Genomic DNA, 17,948 nt, shown 5'->3' with positions numbered 1-17,948 from the left:
CCGGAAGCTGGCGCGGGCCATCGCCGACATGGGTTTCCATGAACTGCGGCGCCAGCTGGACTACAAGACGGCTTTGCGCGGAGGGCGTGTCGTGGTGGCGGACCGCTGGTACCCGAGCAGCAAGCTATGCTCGTACTGCGGCTACAAGCTCGACACGATGGTGCTGGGCACGCGCCAGTGGAGCTGCCCCGGCTGCAGCACCTTGCATGACCGCGACGTCAACGCGGCAATCAATTTGAAGAAGGTGGCGGTCAGTTCGACCGTAGCGGCCTGTGGAGGGGAAGGCGCTGGCCCTGCGCGTGAGCGCAGGGTGAAACCGGCCCCGATGAAGCAGGAATCCAACAGTAGGCAGCTTTAAGCAGCAATGGCTAGCTTTGCGCAAGTTTGGAGGAACGGGGCTGCGTAACATGGGTCGGTCGCTTTCGCGGAGTCCGCCATGCCGTTCCGACTTGCCCTGTTCCTGATGCTGCTGCTTGCCTGCGGCCCGCTGGCGGCGGGCGACAAGGGCACCGACCGTTCGGTCGTCGTCGAGCGCCACTGGCAGCACTTCACGGTCGATGCCGACGGCGCGCACACGCTCGAGGTCGAACTGGTGAAAACAATCGCCAGCGCCGCCGCCGTGGAAGCACACGCCGAGCAGTTCATCAGCTTCAACAATTCGCTCGACCAGGTCATCTCGATCGAAGCCTGGACTACCAAGCCGGGCGGGCGGCGCGTGCCGGTCGGGCCGCAGCAGATCCGCGAGCAGCAGGAAGCCGCATCCGCCGAAGCGCCAATGTTCCAGGACACGCGTCTGAAGGTGGTCATTTTCCCCGACGTCGCCGCGGGCGACACGCTCACCCTGCGCTACACGCTGCGGCGCCACACGCCGCTGTTTCCCGGCCAGTTCGAAGACTTCACGGTGGCCCGGCCCTGGCGCCACAAGGATTTTCGGCTCACCTATGACCTGCCGCTGTCGATGGCGCTGCAGGCCGATGCCGCCGGTTTCGAACCGCTGCCCATTGACAGCCCGCCCGGCCGGCGCCGCTACGCCTGGCGCTACGTGGACGGCGACAACGAGCGCACCGAACAGGGTGCGGTGAGCACCATCGATCATGGCCGGCGGCTCGCCGTTTCCACTTTCCCCGACTATGCGGCCTTCGCCCGGGCCTACCAGGCGCGGGCCGCGGCGGCGGCCGTTCCCGACGCAGGTATTGCCAAGTTAGCCGCCGACGCGACGCAGGGGCTGGACGACCCGCGCGCACGCGCGATCGCCCTGTCGGACTGGGTACGCCGCAACATCCGTTATGTCGCGGTGTATCTCGGCCCTGGCGGCGTGGTGCCGCATCCTTCCGCTTCCGTGCTGGCGAACCGCTATGGGGATTGCAAGGACCACGCCGTGCTGCTGCAAGCCTTGCTGGCGGCGAGCGGCATCCCGAGCAGCGCGGCACTGGTCAATGCCGACAACGCCTACCGCCTGCCCGCGGTACCGACGCTGGGCGTGCTGAACCATGTGATCGTCTACGTGCCGCAGCTGCAGCTCTTCCTGGACCCCACCGCCGAAACCGTCGCGGGCGGCTTCCTGCCCCCTGCCCTGCTGGGCAAGCCGGTGCTGCTGGCCGGTACCGGCCAGTTCGCCGTCACGCCAGCGTATCAGTCCGCGCGCAGCCGCACCCGCACACGCTTCGACATCGCCCGCGACGGCAGCAGCCGCTTCCATGTGGCGCGCACCAGCGGCGGCGCCATCGCCGAACCCTACCGCCAGGCCGTGCGCGGCACGCCGCAGGCCGAGCGCGACGGCTTCGTGCGGCGCATGCTGGCCGGACTGGGGCAGACCGGCGAAGGCCTGCTCGAGGCGGGCGAGACGGAGGCCCCGGGCGACGATTACACGCTGGCGTTCTCGGGAGCGACCGATGGCTTCGTGCGCCTGCCGGGGCCGGTGGCGCTGGCCACGACCTACAACTTCTGGGGCGGGCTCGGAGATGCCGTGTTCGACCTCGGGCGCGAGCCGGAGCGGCGCCAGGAATTCGTTTGTCCCGCCATCGATGCGGAAGATGAACTGCGCTACCGGCTGCCGCCGAAGACACGGGTGCTGGCGCTGCCCAAGCCGCTGGTAGTCGATGACGGGAGGTTGTTCTATCGTGCGCAGTATGCGCGGCAAGGCGATGCGGTGGTGGTGAAGCGGCGTTTGCAATTCCGGCATACGGCGGCGACCTGCACGCCGGACGACTATCGCCAGATGCGGCCGGCACTGGAGCGCATGATGCGGGATTTGCGGGGGCAGGTGGTGGTGCAGGGGCGGTGAGGTCTACTCGAAGCAGCCAGAGCAGCGACGAGCCGACACGTCAGTCCACCAGCCCCAGAACGTCGTACCGGCGAAGGCCGGTACCCAAGTTCGTCGCACAACTACCTACATCAAGCGGAGCGGTTCGCGAGCAAAATTGGGCCCCGGCCTTCGCCGGGGCGACGGTTTTGCGGGTAACAACTGAATTAGCGTAACGGGCGATTCACACAATCATACGGCGTGGTGTTATTGCCCCTCAAGCCGTATGCAACTGCATCGTCGCCACATCCATCTTCCCCTCGCACACCAGCGGAATGATGCGCACGCTCTTGTCGATCGCCTCTTCGATCAGCACCTGCTCTTCGCGGCGCGGGCGGTGCAGGACGAAGTCCGCCACTGCCTGCTGCAGGTTGAGACTGCGCGGGTGGCCGATGCCGAGGCGCAGGCGCCAGTAGTCCTGGGTGCCGAGGCTGGACGTGATGTCCTTCAGGCCGTTGTGGCCGCCGGAGGAACCGCCCTTTTTCAGCTTGGCAACGCCGGGCACCATGTCGAGCTCGTCATGGACGACCAGGATCTCGTCAGGGTTGATCTTGTAGAAGCGCGCCAGCGTGCCCACTGATTGGCCGGAGCGGTTCATATAGGTCAGCGGCTCCAGCAGCCAGACTTCATTGCCGGCGATCCGGGTTTTGGCGACCATGGCGTTGAAGCGCGATTCGCGCTGCAGGCGGCAGCCGGGCAACGAATTGGCCAGGTTATCCACCAGCCAGAAGCCGGCGTTATGGCGGGTTTGTTCGTACTCCGGGCCGGGGTTGCCGAGGCCGACGATCAGGCGGATGGACATGCGGTATGTGACTCTGGGAAAAAGATGATTATCGCCCAAAAGCGCTTGGGTCAGCGTGCTTGCGGGGTGGAGGCTTCGCCGATGCGCTGTTGGTTACGCGCCGAACTTGGGCTCCGGCCTTCGCCGGAGCCTGATTTTTAGGCGCATCCGCCAATAAAAAACCCGCCGGGCAAGCCACGGCGGGTTTTTTTTCATTTCCAAACACACCGCTTGCGCGGCATGTGAAGAAAGATATTACTCAGCAGCTGCGTCAGCCGACACGGCGCCGCGTGGGATCGACGAGGTGACGATGGTCAGGTTCTGGCCGTGGGTCACTGCGGTCACGCCTTCTGGCAGGGTCAGGTCGTTCACGTGGATCGACTGGCCGGCTTCCAGCTTGCTCAGGTCGACTTCGATGAATTCTGGCAGCTGGCCTGGCAGGCAGGACACGTCCAGCTCGTTCAGCACGTGCGAGATGACAGCTGCGCTCAGCTTGACAGCTGGCGAGGTCTCGGCGTTGGTGAAGTGCAGGGCGACCTTGGTGTGGATCTTCTGCGAAGCGTCGACGCGCTGGAAGTCAGCGTGCAGGACCAGTTGCTTGAACGCGTGCATCTGGAAGTCACGCAGCAGGACTTGCTGGGTGGCGCCGTCGATTTCGAGGTCCAGCACGGAACCGTGGAACGCTTCTTTCTTCAGCGCGTGCCACAGGGCGTTGCCGTCCAGGGCAATCAGTTTCGGGGCTTCGGTGCCACCGTAGATAATGCCAGGGGTCTGGCCAGCCTTGCGCAGGCGGCGGCTCGCTCCGGTGCCCTGCAGGGTGCGGTTGAATGCAACAACTTTCATGTGAAACTCCAAGTATAAAAGGGTCCGAATGCCGGCACAGGTGCGCCAGCCCGGTGACCCAGTTGTGGTGACCGCCCCCGCGACCAGGGGCGGTCATGAAAGAGCGCCAACTGCGCGCTCAATGAATGCTACAACGGCGCGCCGGCTGTTCCAGCCAGGCGCGCCGCGAAAAACGGGTGCTGCTCGTGCTTATTCAGCGAACAGCGAAATCACCGAGTCGCCCTTGACAATCCGCTTGAAGGTCTCGGCCAGCAGGGGTGCGCTGGTGAGCTGGCGGATCTTGCTGCAGGCGGCGCCGGCCGCGCTCAGCGGAATGGTGTCGGTGACAACCAGCTCGTCGAGCGGCGAATTCTGGATGCGGTCGATTGCCGGACCCGACAGCACTGGGTGCGTGCAATACGCGACGACTTTCTTGGCGCCGCGCTCCTTGAGCACTTCGGCGGCCTTGGTCAGGGTGCCGGCGGTGTCGACCATGTCATCCATGATGACGCAGTTGCGGCCTTCGACTTCACCGATGATGTTCATCACTTCCGACACGTTCGCCTTCGGGCGGCGCTTGTCGATGATCGCCAGGTCGCAGCCGAGGCGCTTGGCCAGTGCACGGGCGCGCACCACGCCGCCGACGTCCGGCGAGACGACCAGCAGGTCGTCGTAGTTGCGCTTCTGCAGGTCGCCCAGCAGGATCGGCGACGCGTAGATATTGTCGACCGGGATATCGAAGAAACCCTGGATTTGGTCAGCGTGCAGGTCCATGATCAGGACGCGCTCGACGCCGGCTTCTTCGAGCATGTTGGCGACGACCTTGGCCGAAATCGCGACACGCGCCGAACGCGGGCGGCGGTCCTGGCGGGCGTAGCCGAAATAAGGAATGGCGGCGGTGATGCGGCCTGCCGATGCACGCTTGAGCGCGTCAACCATCAGGATGATTTCCATCAGGTTGTCGTTGGTCGGGGCGCAGGTCGATTGCAGGACGAAGACATCCTTGCCACGCACGTTCTCGTTGATCTCGACCATGACTTCGCCGTCCGAGAATTTCGAGACGACTGCTTTGCCGAGTGGAATGCCGAGGTTCTTAGCGACCCCCTCTGCTAGTGCCGGATTGGCGTTGCCGGTAAAAACCATCAGGTTTTCGTAAGCCATGGAGGGAGTCCCAAGAGAAAAACGTTGAATCTGGAAAAACAATCAGCCGGATGTACCGGCTGATTAGCTTATGGATGCAGGCGGACGCTGCACCGCTGTTTATCCCGCTGGATGCATGCCGCATCGACAGCCGGGAAAACTTTGGCAGGGGAACAAGGATTCGAACCTTGGTATGCCGGAATCAAAATCCGGTGCCTTAACCAGCTTGGCGATTCCCCTACACGACTGAACTTGCTTGCCGTTACATTCTGCGTATTTTAACGCCTAACGTCTCGACAGGCAAAATTTTATTCTATAACTGCTTGATTCTGCAAGAGCGATTTCATCGGGTGCCGCGGAAGCGACTGCGCTTTCCATGCTCTCCAACGCCCCGGCACTTCTGCCACAACCTGGTTCGCTTCGCGCTCGCTGGTGAACGCGCAAAACACGCACGCTCCCGATCCCGTCATCCTCGCATCGCCGTAACGAGCCAACCATGCCACCGCCTCTGCTACCGGCGGGAACAGGCGCTCAGCCACGTCCTGCAAATCATTTCTTCCAAACCCTGCTTCCTTAGCTACAGAAATAAGGCTGCTGGAAAAGTCCGCTATTATGACGGCCTTCGAATCCCTTGTCAAATCCGGCGCCGAAAATATTGCCGGGGTCGGCACGGCAACGCCCGGCTCGATCACGACATACCAGCAATCCGGCCCCTGCACCGCCTGCAAGTGCTCACCCACGCCTTCGGCAAAGGCGGTTTCGCCGAACAGGAAGAAAGGGATGTCGGCGCCGAGCGGCAAGCCCAGTTCCATCAACTCCTGCTGGCTCAAGCCGGCCCGCCACAGGTGGTTGGCCGCCATCAGCGCGGTGGCCGCGTCGGACGAGCCTCCTCCCAGCCCGCCGCCCATCGGCAGGATTTTTTCCACCGCCACGTCGATGCCCGGCGGCAGCCGGCCATGGCGGCGTGCATACTCGGCCTGCAGCAGGCGCAGCGCGCGCACGATCAGGTCCTGTTCTGCCGGCACGCCCGGCACCTCGGTGGTGCGCACGATGCGCTCGTCATCGCGCAGGTCGAAATGCAGGGTGTCGGCGCGGTCGATCAATTGAAACACGCTTTGCAGCAGGTGGTAGCCGTCGGCGCGGCGGCCGATCACGTGCAGGAACAGGTTGAGCTTGGCCGGGGCCGGGCAATGGTGCAGCGAACGCATGTGGCGACTCAAGCTCAGCTGGCTGGATTGACGACGATGCGGATCGCCAGGTCCTGGATGTCCCCGGCCGCGGCGCGGTCGGCGTGGATCAGGCGCGGCGTAGGCTGCGCAGCGTTGGCGTCCTGCCATTCGACGAAGCGCAGGCGCCAGCCGTCCCTGGTCACCACCGTGTTGTTCGCCGGCGAAGCCGTGAAACGCTGGCCCTGCGCATCCACCGCATAGCCCTGCAGCCAGTCGCGCAGGCCCGACACCGGCAGCGGCCAGCCCAGCGTGCGCTGGGTCAGGCTGTCGATGTTGTCCGCACTCAGCGGCGCGCGGCCGGCCTGGGTCAGCGTGGCGGACTGCGGCGTGACGGCGATGGTCGCCATGGTCTGGCCCAGCGGATTGGCCAGGGTGACGTCCACCCGGCCCGGGCGCTGGGTCCAGTCGAAGTTGCCGGTCAGCGATTCGACCTTGCCATCCTTCTGGTAATTGACCGACAGGCGGCCGCTCAGGTCGACGCTGTCGCGGTAGGCGCCCACGGTGGCGACATTGGTGCTGGCGGTGGTGGCGCAACCGGCCAGGGCAAGGAAGGCGGCGGAAGCGGCGAGCAGGGACAGGCGTCGGGTTATCGGCATCGTTGACTTGGTAAGTAGCAGGGGACCTGCCGGCCGCATCGCGCGTCCGGCCCAGCTTGCCATTATTTCACAGGCTCTGGCGCAGGCGCGCCAGCGTGCTGCGCAGGGTGTCGTTCTGCGGGTCCTTGGCGCGCGCTTCGCGCCACAGTTCCTGGGCCGCGGCCTGCTGGCCCTTCTGGAACAGCACCTCGCCCAGGTGGACGGCGATTTCCGGGTCGCGCCGCAAGGTGTAGGCGCTGCGCAGCTGCTTCTCGGCTTCGTCCAGGTTGCCCAGGCGATACTGCACCCAGCCCATGCTGTCCATGATGAAGGGGTCGCCCGGCGCCATCCCGAGCGCCTTGGCGATCAGGGTGTAGGCCTCTTGCAGGCGGATATTGCGTTCGGCCAGCGAATAGCCCAGGGCGTTGTAGGCATGGTGGTTGTCCGGGGCCAGCGCCATGACCTCGCGCAGCGCCTTTTCCATGGTGTCCATGCGGCCGATTTTCTCGGCCAGCAGCGCGAAGTCGTACAGCAGGTCGGGGTTCTTGGGGAAGCGCTTGGCGGCCGCGTCCATCAGCGTATAGGCCTCGAGCAGGCGGCCGGCGTCGCGCAGCATCTGCGATTCGGCCACCGCCACCTGGGCCTGCTGGGCCGGCTCGGCCGGTGTGAGGCCGGCCAGCAGCTTGCGCCCGCCCGCCAGGTCGCCGCCCTTGGCCAGCAAGGCGGCGCGGCGCAGCTGGGAGCTGAACAGCAGCGCTGGTTCGGTCCCGGCAGGCACTTTCTCGAGCCAGCCCAGCGCGGCAGCGTAGTCGCGGCGGTCTTCGGCCAGCTGGGCCAGGATCAGCAGCGCGCGGGTGGGGTCGCGGTCGTCTTCCGGGCTGCGGCCGAGCACCTCGATGAAGCGGGTGAAATAGCTTTCGGCGCCCTGGGCATCGTTCATTTGCGTGGCCAGCACGCCAAGGGCGTACAGGTTGCCGGCGTCGTCCGGCCGTCCCTTGAGCAGGGCTTCGAACTGCGCGCGCGCCTGCGGGTACTGCTTCTGGTTCACCAGCACCCGGGCATGGGCGGCGCGCACCTCGCGCGCTTCAGGGTGGGCCTTGAGGAATTGTTCGAGCATGGGCGCCACCTTGGCGTCGTCCTCGATCACCTGGGCCATCATGAGCATGGCGATTTCGGCATCCGGCTTGGCGGCCAGCGCGGCTTGCGCCGCGCGCAGGGCGGCATCGCGGTCGCCGCGCGCCAGCGCCGCCTGGGCCTGCACGATATGCGCCTCGAACGTGCCGCGGTAAGGCGCAATGACACGCTCGAGCATGGCGCCGGCCGCTTCCTTGTCCTTGGCGCGTCCCAGCAGCTGCTGGATCTGGAACATCAGCATGCCGCGACGGTCAGGCGGGGCATTCTTGAGGCGCTCCACAAAGATCGGTTCGACTTCGGCGATGTTGTCGGACGTGACCACCATGCCGACGAAATACTGGGTCGCATCGTCGGATTCCGGGTCGAGCCCGCGCCACAGGCGCACGGCCGCCAGCGTGTCGTCGGCCTGGCGGGCCGCCACCGAGATCTCGGCCGCGCGGCGCGCCAGGCGCGGGTCGCGGGTCTGCTGGGCCAGGGCCATCATGGTGAGGTACGGTCCCTGCCAGTCGCCCTTGCGGAATGCGAACTCGGCCTTAAGTAACTGGTTCAGCATGCTGCTGGTCAGTTCGACCTTGGGCAGGCGCGCGTCGGCTTCGGCCCTGGCCTTGGATTCGGCCTCTTCCTCGTCGGCGGCCGTTGCAACGTCCTGTTCCTGCCCGGGCGGCGCCTCGGCGGCGACTGCCGTGGCGGGCGCCGGCTGCTGTTGCGGCGCGACAGCGCACGCCGCCAGGATGCTGGAGAGAGTTACAATGACGAAAGCGTTTTTCAAGGCAAGTCCGGGGTGTTGAGATGTTGTCTGATTCTACGCCCAAGCATGCGCCCGCGTGCGCCGCAGCGAGTTTGCTGCCCAGAATTTACATCAATCCCCATTCCCATGCCTGAACTGCCAGAAGTCGAAGTCACCCGGCGCGGTGTCGCGCCCCATATCGAAGGCCGCATCGTGCAGCAGGTGGTATTGCGCCGCGAAGGCCTGCGCTGGCCCTTCCCGCCCGCGCTGTCCGAGCTGCTGGTCGGGCGCCGCATCACGCACACCGACCGCCGCGGCAAGTACCTCCTGATCTGCTTCGAGCACGGCACCCTCATCGTCCACCTCGGCATGTCCGGCCACCTGCGCGTGCTGCCGCCCGGGGTCGAGCCGCGCAAGCACGACCACTTCGACCTCGTCGTCGACGGCCCGGACGGCCGCCAGGTGCTGCGCCTGCACGACCCGCGCCGCTTCGGCGCCGTGCTGTGGCACGACAAGGATGAAGGCGGGCTGGACGAGCACATGCTGCTGCGCGGCCTGGGCGTGGAGCCGCTGGGCGACGGGTTTTCGGGCGAGCTGCTGTGGCGCGCGACCCGCAAGCGCAGCGCGCCGATCAAGCAAGTGCTGCTGGCGGGCGACATCGTGGTCGGCGTGGGCAATATCTACGCCTGCGAGAGCCTGTTCCGTGCCGGAATCAACCCGAAGACGGCGGCCGCGCGCATCAGCCGCGCCCGCTATGACAGGCTGGCTGACGCAATCAAGGAGATCCTCGCCGCCGCCATCGTCCAGGGTGGCAGCACGCTGAAGGACTTTATTGCGGTAAACGGGCAATCTGGATATTTCCAGCAGACATATTTCGTCTATGATCGTGCAGGAGTGCCTTGCCGCAACTGTGGAACGCCAATCCGCCAGATCAAGCAGGGCCAGCGCTCGACCTTCTATTGCGTCCAGTGCCAGCGTTGAATTTAAGGCAATCACACCGATGCAGGAACTTCAAGAATATGGCGCCTGGCGCGCCGCCGTCGCGGGATCGCTGGAAGCCTATGGCGCCGCGCTGCGCGAACACGCCCTGGTCGACGGCGCCGGCGAGCAGCATCTCGATCGCGCGCTGGCGCGCCTGCGCGACGACCGCCTGTCGGTCGCCTTCGTGGCCGAGTTCTCGCGCGGTAAAACCGAACTGATCAACGCGATCTTCTTCGCCGACTACGGCCAGCGCATCCTGCCCTCCAGCGCCGGACGCACCACGATGTGCCCGACCGAGCTGCTGTACGACGCCGCCCTGCCGCCCTGCATCCGCCTGCTGCCGATCGAGACCCGCGTCCAGCACCTGTCCACCAGCGACTTCCGCGACGACGCCGCCAGCTGGACCGTGCTGCCGCTGGACCTCGACGCGCCCGAGCGCATGAGCGAAGCCTTCCGCCAGGTGAGCCAGACCCGCCGCGTGCCGGCCGCGCAGGCCGAGCGCTACGGCCTGTGGGACCCGGAAGACCCGGACATGGCGACCAGCCTCGGCGCCGACGGCACGGTCGAGATCCCGCAGTGGCGCCACGCGATCATCAACCTGCCCCACCCGCTGCTCAAGCAGGGCCTGGTGATCCTCGATACGCCCGGCCTGAACGCGATCGGCACCGAGCCGGAACTGACCCTCAAGCTGATCCCGAACGCGCATGCGGTGCTGTTCGTCCTGGCCGCAGAAACCGGCGTGACCAAGAGCGATATCGACGTCTGGCGCACGCACATCGGCAACGGGCCGGGGCGCCTGGCGGTGCTCAACAAGATCGACGCGATGTGGGACGAGCTGCGCACGCCGCAGGAAAACGACGCCGAGATCGCGCGCCAGCAGCAGGACGTGGCCCAGATGCTGGGCCTGGACAGCGCGCGCGTGTACCCGGTGTCGGCCCAAAAGGCGCTGGTCGGCAAGATCAACGGCGACATGGCCCTGTACGAGAAGAGCCGGCTGGCCACGCTGGAGGCGGCGCTGTTCCATGACCTGGTGCCGGCGCGCCGCGACATCGTGCAGCGCCAGCTGCGCCAGGAGCTCGAGGCGCTGGCCGCCGGCCAGGCCGCGCTGGCCGCCGCCCGCACGCGCGACCTGGTCGAGCAGCTGCAGGAGCTGCGCAGCCTGCGCGGCAAGAACCAGGGCGTGATCGCCCACATGATGCGCCGCGTCGACGCCGAGAAAAAAGAGTTCGACGCCAGCCTGCTCAAGCTGCAGGGCACGCGCGCCGTGTTCGCGCGCCTGTCCACCGAGCTGTATTCGACGCTGGGCATGGACACCGTGCAGGACCAGGGCGACGCGGTGCGCGCCGCGATGCAGGCCTCGCGCTTCGCGACCGGCATGCGCGCGCCGGTGCGCAGCTACTTCGAGGCGATGCGCGCGCATCTCGACGCCTCCGCCACCAAGGTGGCGGAAATCGGCGCCATGATGGACAGCATGATCCGCAAGTTCGCCACCGAACACGGCCTGGCGCTGGCCAGCCCGATGCCGCTTTCGCTGGAGCGCTACCGCCGCGAACTCGACGAAGTCGAAGCGCTGTTCCTGAAGCAGTTCGGCACCGCCACCCTGCTCATGACCAGCCGCGCGACCTTGCTGGAGCGCTTCTTCGATTCGATCGCCTCGCGCGTGCGCCACATCTACCGCTCCGCCAACCTGGATGCCGAAGCCTGGCTCAAGGTGATCATGGCGCCGCTGGAAGCGGCCATCCGCCAGCACCGCGACCAGCTGCGCCATCGCCAGGCCTCGATCGGGCGCATCTTCGAAGCCACCGACAGCCTGGAACAGAAAATCAGCGCTTTCGAAGCGACCCAGCGCGCGCTGGAAGACACCCGCGCCCTGTTGGCCCGCATGGCCGCGCAAGTCGCGCACGCACTGGAAAACGACAAGCCCGCAGCATGAAACGCCTCACCGAATTCGACCAGCTGGCCGACCCCACCTTCTCCCAGGCCGTGATCGACTGGCAGCGCAGCCACGGCCGCCACACGCTGCCGTGGCAGAACACGACCGACGCCTACCGCATCTGGCTGTCCGAGATCATGCTGCAGCAGACCCAGGTCGCCGCGGTGCTCGGCTACTACGGCCGCTTCCTGGAACGCTTCCCCACCGTGCAGGCGCTGGCCGAGGCGCCATCGGAAGATGTGATGGCCCATTGGAGCGGCCTGGGTTACTACACCCGGGCGCGCAACCTGCACGCCTGCGCCAAGCGCGTGGTGGAGCAGTACGGCGGCATCTTTCCAGGCGACCCGGCGCTGCTGGCCGAGCTGCCCGGCATCGGCCGCTCGACCGCGGCGGCGATCGCCGCATTCTCGGTGGGCGCGCGCGCCGCGATCATGGATGGCAACGTCAAGCGCGTGTTCGCACGCGTATTCGGCATCGAGCAGTACCCGGGCGAGAAACGGGTCGAAGACGCGCTGTGGCGCCGCGCCGAAGCGCTGCTGCCGGAAACGGGCGTCGAGTCGTACACCCAGGGCCTGATGGACCTGGGCGCCACCCTGTGCACGCGCAGCCGCCCCGATTGCCCGCGCTGCCCGCTGCGCGAGCGCTGCGTCGCGTACGCCACCGGGCGCACGGCGGAACTGCCGGTACGCAAACCGAAAAAGACCTCGCCGGAAAAGCGCGCCGCGCTGCTGGTGGTGATCGATGGCGGTCAGGTGCTGCTGGAACAGCGGGCGTCGAGCGGTATCTGGGGCGGGCTGCTGTCGCTGCCGGAAGTGGATGGGCACCTGGGGGGCGAGGTGGATGCGGTGGCGGCAGCTTCCGTGGTGGCAGCCGGTGCGCAGTTCGGGACCGTCGACGAGGTCGAGGCGCTGCGCCCGCTGGTGCATGTGTTCACGCACTACAAGCTGCATATCGCGCCGTGGCAGGTGAGATTGTCGGCGCGGGGCGGGGCGACCGGAAGGCATGTGTGGTGGGACCTGCAGGCGATCGCGGATGCGCCCTTGCCGGCGCCGGTGAAGAAGCTGTTGCTGGAGTTGGGGCGGCCGGGCTTGTTTGGTTGAGAAGCCGCGCGCTAGGTTCATTTCATTGCTAGCTTAAAAACCGTCATACGCGCCACTGGCGCCTACGACTCCCGGCGAAGGCCGGGATCCAAGTTTGCACGCATACTGCAAACGCTTGCGTGCACCCGCCAACATGACGCGACGAACTTGGGTTCCCGCCTTCGCGGGAACGACGTGCGGGGGGCGCGGGTCAATGGCGGCGCTGCGGAGAATCGACTCGATCAGAAATGATCCAGCGAAAAAATCCTCCGATGCTCCCTGATCGCATACCGGTCCGTCATCCCCGCAATATAATCCGCGATCTTCCGCGCCTGCCGCATCGGATCGCCTTCCACCTGGTAATCGCTGGGCAGCAGCACCGGGTCCTTGATGAACGCATCGAACAGCTCCTGCACGATGCGGCTGGCCTTGACGCGCATGCGGTTGACCTGGAAGTGGCGGTACAGGTTCGCATACAGGAAGCGCTTGAGCGCCGTGGTCTCGGCGCGCATGGTCTCGGAAAACCGGATCAAGGGGGGCGCTGCACGCACGTCGTCGATCCCCTGCGGCGCCGCATCGGCAATCAAGGCCGCCGAGGTCTCGACCAGGTCCGCCGTCATCGCCGTGATCATCAGGCGAATGGTCTCGTACAGCGCGCGCCGGCCCGGCAAGCCCGGATACTGCGCCTCCACCGCATGCCGGTGGCGCGCGAACAGGTCGACTTCCTCCATCTGCGCCATGGTGAGCAGGCCCGAACGCAGGCCGTCGTCGATATCGTGGTTGTTGTACGCGATCTCGTCGGCCAGGTTGGTGAGCTGGGCTTCCAGGCTGGGCTGGCTGCGGCCGATGAAGCGCTGGCCGAGTTCGCCCAGCTGGCGCGCATTGGTGAGCGAACAGTGCTTGAGGATGCCCTCGCGCGTCTCGAACGTGAGGTTCAGCCCATCGAAAGCGCCGTAGTGCTCTTCAAGATGGTCCACCACGCGCAGGCTTTGCAGGTTGTGCTCGAAGCCGCCGTAGTCCTTCATGCACTCGTTGAGCACATCCTGGCCCACGTGGCCGAAAGGCGTGTGGCCCAGGTCGTGCGCCAGCGCGCAGGCTTCGACCAGGTCTTCGTTGAGCTGCAGGCTGCGCGCCAGCGTGCGGCCGATCTGCGCGACCTCGATGCTGTGCGTGAGCCGGGTGCGGAACAGGTCGCCCTCGTGGTTGAGGAAGACCTGGGTCTTGTACTCCAGGCGGCGGAAGGCGGTGGAGTGGATGATGCGGTCGCGGTCGCGCTGGAACTCGCTGCGCGAACCGGCCGGCGGCTCCTGGTGGCTGCGGCCGCGCGACTTCGACGAATGCGCTGCGTAGGGTGCGAGGCGGGCGTCGAAGTCCATGCTCGTCACGCCACGCAGGCGGCCAGGGTGGCCCGCAAGACCTCGGGCGGCACGCTCGTGATCGACGGGCTGCCCAGGGGCTTGAGCAGGATGAACTTGATCGCCCCGCCCTCGTTCTTCTTGTCCACGGCCATCAGCTCGATCCAGCGTTCCTCGCCGAGGTCGGGCGCCACGATCGGCAGGCCGGCCGCCTTCACCAGTGCGCGCACGCGCTCCACCGTGGCCGCGTCGACCAGGCCGAGGCGCGCCGACAGGTCGGCCGCCATCACCATGCCGCAGCCGACGGCTTCGCCGTGCAGCCAGTTGCCATAGCCCAGGCCCGATTCGATCGCGTGGCCGAAGGTGTGGCCGAAATTGAGCACGGCGCGCAGGCCGCCTTCGCGTTCGTCCTTGCGCACCACCTCGGCCTTGATCTCGCAGGAGCGGGCGATCGCGTAGGCCAGCGCTTCCGGTTCGCGTGCGACCAGTTTTTCAATGTTCTGCTCGATCCAGTCGAAGTAGGCGGCGTCGAGGATGGCGCCATGCTTGATCACTTCGGCCAGGCCGGCCGAGAGCTCGCGCGCCGGCAGGGTATTGAGGGTGGAGGTGTCGGCGATGACGGCGCGCGGCTGGTAGAAGGCGCCGATCATGTTCTTGCCGAGCGGGTGGTTGATGCCGGTCTTGCCGCCCACCGAGGAATCGACCTGCGACAGCAGCGTGGTAGGCACCTGCACGAAGGGCACGCCGCGCATGTAGCTCGAGGCCGCGAAACCGGCCAGGTCGCCGATCACGCCGCCGCCCAGCGCCACGACGGTGGTCTTGCGGTCGCAGCGGTTGGCCAGCAGCGCGTCGTACACCAGGCCGAGCGACTGCCAGGTCTTGTGCTCTTCGCCGTCGGGCAGGACGATTTCGACCACGTCGCGGCCTGCGGCGCGCAGGGCGCCGGCGACCCTGGCCAGGTACAGCGGGGCGACGGTGGTGTTGGTGACGATGGCGGCCTTGCCGCCGTCGATATGGCGCACCAGCAGCGCGCCGTTATCGAGCAGCCCGGGGCCGATGGCAATCGGGTAGCTGCGCTCGCCCAGTTCGACGTTGAGGATAGTTGGTGCAGGTTCGGTCATCGGGTCGCTTGCCAGCCGGCGCGCATGGGCGGCCGCATGAGTGGCCTCCTGCGCGGCGAGCTGGTCCAAAATGGTCTGTACCATCGATTGTACGTTAGGTCGGCCGGTGTCGATGACCAGGTCCGCAATCTCGCGGTACAGCGGGTCGCGGATGGCCAGCAGTTCTTCGAGTTTGGCGCGCGGGTCGGCGGTCTGCAGCAGCGGGCGGTTCTTGTCGTGCGAGGTGCGCTGCAGGATGCTGCCGATGGCGGCGCGCAGGTAGATCACGGTGCCGCGCTCGGCCAGCAGCGCGCGGCTGGCCGGGTTCAGCACGGCCCCGCCACCGGTGGCCAGCACCAGGTCGTCCTGGGCGCTGAGCTCGCGGATCATCTCGGCTTCGCGGCGGCGGAAGCTGCCCTCGCCCTCGATCTCGAAGATCCAGGGGATGGTGGCGCCGGTGCGCGCTTCGATCTCGTGGTCGGAATCGACGAAGCGCTTGCCCAGCTTGCGCGCGAGCTGGCGCCCGATGGTGGTTTTCCCCGCCCCCATGAGGCCGACCAGGAAGATATTGTTGCTCTTGGGATGAGGCACTGCCAGGTCCGCAGAAATAAAAAAAGACGGCCAGTATAGACTGGCCGCCCTCGGTTCCGCCAAAAAACGCGTCAGCTGGCGCTTAGTTCGACTTGAAGGTAAAGCCCGTGACCTTGCCTTTCGGCGTCGCCACCCGCAGCATGAAGCTGCCGCGCGCGCATTCCGTATCCGGTTTCACGGTGACGCGGTGGATGGTGCCGCCGGCGGCATTGGTCGAGGCCACGCTGTCCGGCAGGAAGACGGAGGTCGAGATCTCGGTCGCGTCGCTGGTCGAGACGGTGGTGCCTTCCGGTAATGGATTATTGTTACGGTCGTACAGGCGTACCGCCAGTTCCTGCGCGGAGCAGCTGGCGCCTGCCACGCCCAGGATCACCGACGGGTCGCCGTCGGCAGCGGTCCAGTCGCGACACACGTTGCCGGTGCAGACCTGGCGCACCAGGTTGGCATCGGAGCCGCTGAACACGATTTCCAGCGAGGTGCGGATGTAGTTCAGGCCCCATTTGCCGTCACCTGCCTTGCTGTAGGCGGTGCGGTTGTACGGGAACGGCAGGTCGCCCTTGTTGGCATCGTAGTCGCCGTCGTTGAGCTTGGCATCAAGGAAGGGATCGCCCATGTCGCCGAGCTGGCCACTGGCGGCGTCGGGGAACTTTTCGCCGTTGCCTGCCGGGCAGGTATCGATCAGCGGCCGGTACGGCGTCGCGCCGGCATAGCCGCGGCAGGTGTACTGGCCATCGCCATTCTCGTCGACGAAGTTCTCGATGCCCTGCACGTAGGCCAGGACCGTGACGCGACCGTCGAGCGGCCGGAAAGCCTGGCTGCGCAGGTTGACCGTGCAGCCGCCATCCTTGGTCACGCAGGCACCCTGGGCCGAGGTGCCGACGGCGCCGCCTTCAGTGACGAAATTGACCGCCGTATTGTCCGACACCGGGTTGCCGTACTGGTCGGCCAGCAGGACCGTGATGCCGGTCAGCTCGTTATCGTAGCTCAGGCCTTCGATATTGTATTTCTCGGCGCTCATGGACATGAACTTCTGGATCGGCAGCCCGGTCGAGATGGTCAGCGCGTCGGACAGGCCGCTGATCGTCACGCCGTTGCGGCTCGCTTCCGCCGTCACCCGCACCGGGGTCGGGATCGTGCCCGAGGACACCATGGTGCTGACCTGGCCCGCCGCATCGGTGGTGGCACGCCCTGGCGACACCGCCAGGCCACCGGTATTGGTGGTGGCGTTGAAGTTCACGTCCACGCCGGCCAGGCCGTTGCCGTGCTGGTCGACTACCTTGAAGGTGAGCTGGGCCGATTCCGAACGGCCCTGGCCGCCCGAGCCCTTGAGGACAATCGAGCTGCCTGCGGTGCTGCTGCCGACGAACTGGATCGAGCCGATATTGGCCGCACCGACCGGGATGTCGATGAACTGGATCGAGTTGCCGATCGAGACCGTGATACGGTCGGTGCCGCGCAGGCAGCCGTTGTTGGTGTAGGTCGCGGTCTGGATGCCGTTGGCGAAGGCGCCCGGGACCAGCGTCGCGGTGCCGTCGCCCATGCAGACCGAGCTCATGGTCAGGCCGGTGGCTTCGCTGGCCGGCTGGCCGCCACTGGTGACCGGAATGCGCAGCGGAACCGTGCTGAAGGCGGGCAGCGTGCCCGCCGGGGCCGGCGAGAACGACAGCGTGCCGACGGTCAGCGGCGCTGCACCGACCGCGATATTGCTGCTGGCGGTGGCGGTCTTGCCTTCCACCACCGAGGTCGCGGTGATCGCCACTGCGCCAGCCGAGCTTACGCTGGCCGGCTTGACGTTAATGACGGCCACGCCGCTGGCATCGGTCAGTGCCGAGCCACTCTCCGGCGTGAAGTTCAGCAGGGTCGCGTCGCTGGCCGTGAACTGGACGATGGCGCCGACTGCCGGCTTGCCGGCCGCCGTCAGGACCGTGGCCCTGACCGACGCATTCTGGCCACCGGACAGCGAGCTGACGGCCGCGCCGCCGCCGCCCATCACCGCCAGGGTGATTTTCGGATCGGTGGTCACCGGGGTGCCGGTGCCGCCGGTGCCGGTGCCGGTGCCGCCCGAGCCGGTGCCGCCCGTGGCGCCCGGATTGCCGCCGCCGCCGCCGCAGGCGGCCAGGGTGGCGGCCACCAGGCCAATGGCCGTCCAGCGGCCGATCGACGCCAGCGCGCCGTGTTGTGCGGATTGGTGCATGACTT

Annotated in this window: 14 protein-coding genes and 1 tRNA gene; 5 read left to right on the top strand and 10 right to left on the bottom strand. The window is 66.6% G+C overall.

Annotated features, from left to right (window positions below):
- Both BM031_RS23350 and BM031_RS23345 read left to right on the top strand, forming a co-directional pair.
- A partial coding sequence (locus BM031_RS23350) for an RNA-guided endonuclease InsQ/TnpB family protein (RefSeq protein WP_143084695.1) occupies positions 1-358 on the top strand: 358 nt, incomplete at its 5' end.
- Between the two features lie 78 nt (positions 359-436).
- Positions 437-2,284 carry a DUF3857 domain-containing transglutaminase family protein gene (locus BM031_RS23345; protein ID WP_091877107.1) on the top strand — a complete coding sequence of 616 codons (1,848 nt, stop codon included), beginning with the start codon at positions 437-439 and terminating at the stop codon, positions 2,282-2,284.
- Positions 2,285-2,519: 235 nt separating this feature from the next.
- On the opposite strand, the gene pth is transcribed toward BM031_RS23345, so the two are convergent.
- The 7 genes from pth to BM031_RS23310 all read right to left on the bottom strand — a co-directional run bounded on the left by pth (position 2,520) and on the right by BM031_RS23310 (position 8,752).
- On the bottom strand, positions 2,520-3,104 hold the full coding sequence (gene pth / locus BM031_RS23340; RefSeq protein ID WP_091877105.1) for an aminoacyl-tRNA hydrolase: 585 nt from the start codon (positions 3,102-3,104) through the stop codon (positions 2,520-2,522).
- A 234-nt stretch (positions 3,105-3,338) separates the two neighbouring features.
- Entirely contained in the window at positions 3,339-3,926 is a 588-nt protein-coding gene (locus tag BM031_RS23335) for a 50S ribosomal protein L25/general stress protein Ctc (protein ID WP_091877103.1), read from the bottom strand.
- Between the two features lie 189 nt (positions 3,927-4,115).
- Positions 4,116-5,066, bottom strand: a complete 951-nt coding sequence (locus tag BM031_RS23330) for a ribose-phosphate pyrophosphokinase (RefSeq protein ID WP_091877101.1) — start codon at positions 5,064-5,066, stop codon at positions 4,116-4,118.
- A gap of 142 nt (positions 5,067-5,208) precedes the next feature.
- Positions 5,209-5,285 (bottom strand) — tRNA-Gln (locus BM031_RS23325).
- A 68-nt stretch (positions 5,286-5,353) separates the two neighbouring features.
- Positions 5,354-6,253, bottom strand: a complete 900-nt coding sequence (gene ispE / locus BM031_RS23320) for a 4-(cytidine 5'-diphospho)-2-C-methyl-D-erythritol kinase (protein WP_091877099.1) — start codon at positions 6,251-6,253, stop codon at positions 5,354-5,356.
- 14 nt (positions 6,254-6,267) lie between these two features.
- Positions 6,268-6,870 (bottom strand): lipoprotein insertase outer membrane protein LolB, encoded by a 603-nt coding sequence (gene lolB, locus BM031_RS23315; protein WP_091877097.1) that lies wholly within the window; start codon positions 6,868-6,870, stop codon positions 6,268-6,270.
- A 67-nt stretch (positions 6,871-6,937) separates the two neighbouring features.
- Positions 6,938-8,752: a tetratricopeptide repeat protein gene (locus BM031_RS23310; protein WP_091877095.1), complete on the bottom strand. Its 1,815-nt coding sequence runs from the start codon at positions 8,750-8,752 to the stop codon at positions 6,938-6,940.
- A 105-nt stretch (positions 8,753-8,857) separates the two neighbouring features.
- Here BM031_RS23310 and mutM point away from each other — a divergent pair, with 105 nt between their 5' ends.
- From mutM to mutY, 3 genes are read left to right on the top strand one after another with little or no spacing between them, the layout of a single operon-like run.
- Complete coding sequence (gene mutM / locus BM031_RS23305) at positions 8,858-9,691, top strand: bifunctional DNA-formamidopyrimidine glycosylase/DNA-(apurinic or apyrimidinic site) lyase (protein WP_091877093.1); 834 nt, start codon at positions 8,858-8,860, stop codon at positions 9,689-9,691.
- 19 nt (positions 9,692-9,710) lie between these two features.
- Complete coding sequence (locus tag BM031_RS23300) at positions 9,711-11,624, top strand: dynamin family protein (RefSeq protein WP_091877091.1); 1,914 nt, start codon at positions 9,711-9,713, stop codon at positions 11,622-11,624.
- A complete protein-coding gene (gene mutY / locus BM031_RS23295; RefSeq protein WP_091877089.1) occupies positions 11,621-12,724 on the top strand; it encodes an A/G-specific adenine glycosylase in 1,104 nt (367 codons plus the stop codon). The genes BM031_RS23300 and mutY overlap by 4 nt, the downstream gene beginning before the upstream one ends.
- A 221-nt stretch (positions 12,725-12,945) precedes the next feature.
- Here mutY and BM031_RS23290 read toward each other — a convergent pair whose 3' ends face one another.
- The 3 genes from BM031_RS23290 to BM031_RS23280 form a co-directional block, all read right to left on the bottom strand.
- A complete protein-coding gene (locus BM031_RS23290; protein WP_091877087.1) occupies positions 12,946-14,079 on the bottom strand; it encodes a deoxyguanosinetriphosphate triphosphohydrolase in 1,134 nt (377 codons plus the stop codon).
- 5 nt (positions 14,080-14,084) lie between these two features.
- Positions 14,085-15,707 carry a bifunctional shikimate kinase/3-dehydroquinate synthase AroKB gene (aroKB, locus tag BM031_RS23285; protein WP_091877109.1) on the bottom strand — a complete coding sequence of 541 codons (1,623 nt, stop codon included), beginning with the start codon at positions 15,705-15,707 and terminating at the stop codon, positions 14,085-14,087.
- Positions 15,708-15,831: 124 nt separating this feature from the next.
- Positions 15,832-17,943, bottom strand: coding sequence for an Ig-like domain-containing protein (locus BM031_RS23280; protein WP_177207881.1), 2,112 nt, complete (start codon positions 17,941-17,943; stop codon positions 15,832-15,834).
- Positions 17,944-17,948: the final 5 nt, after the last annotated feature.

The sequence above is a fragment of the Massilia yuzhufengensis genome, assembly GCF_900112225.1.
Lineage (GTDB): Bacteria > Pseudomonadota > Gammaproteobacteria > Burkholderiales > Burkholderiaceae_D > Telluria > Telluria yuzhufengensis.
Note: the sequence above shows the minus strand (reverse complement) of the source record. Positions and strands in the feature narration are given on the sequence as shown.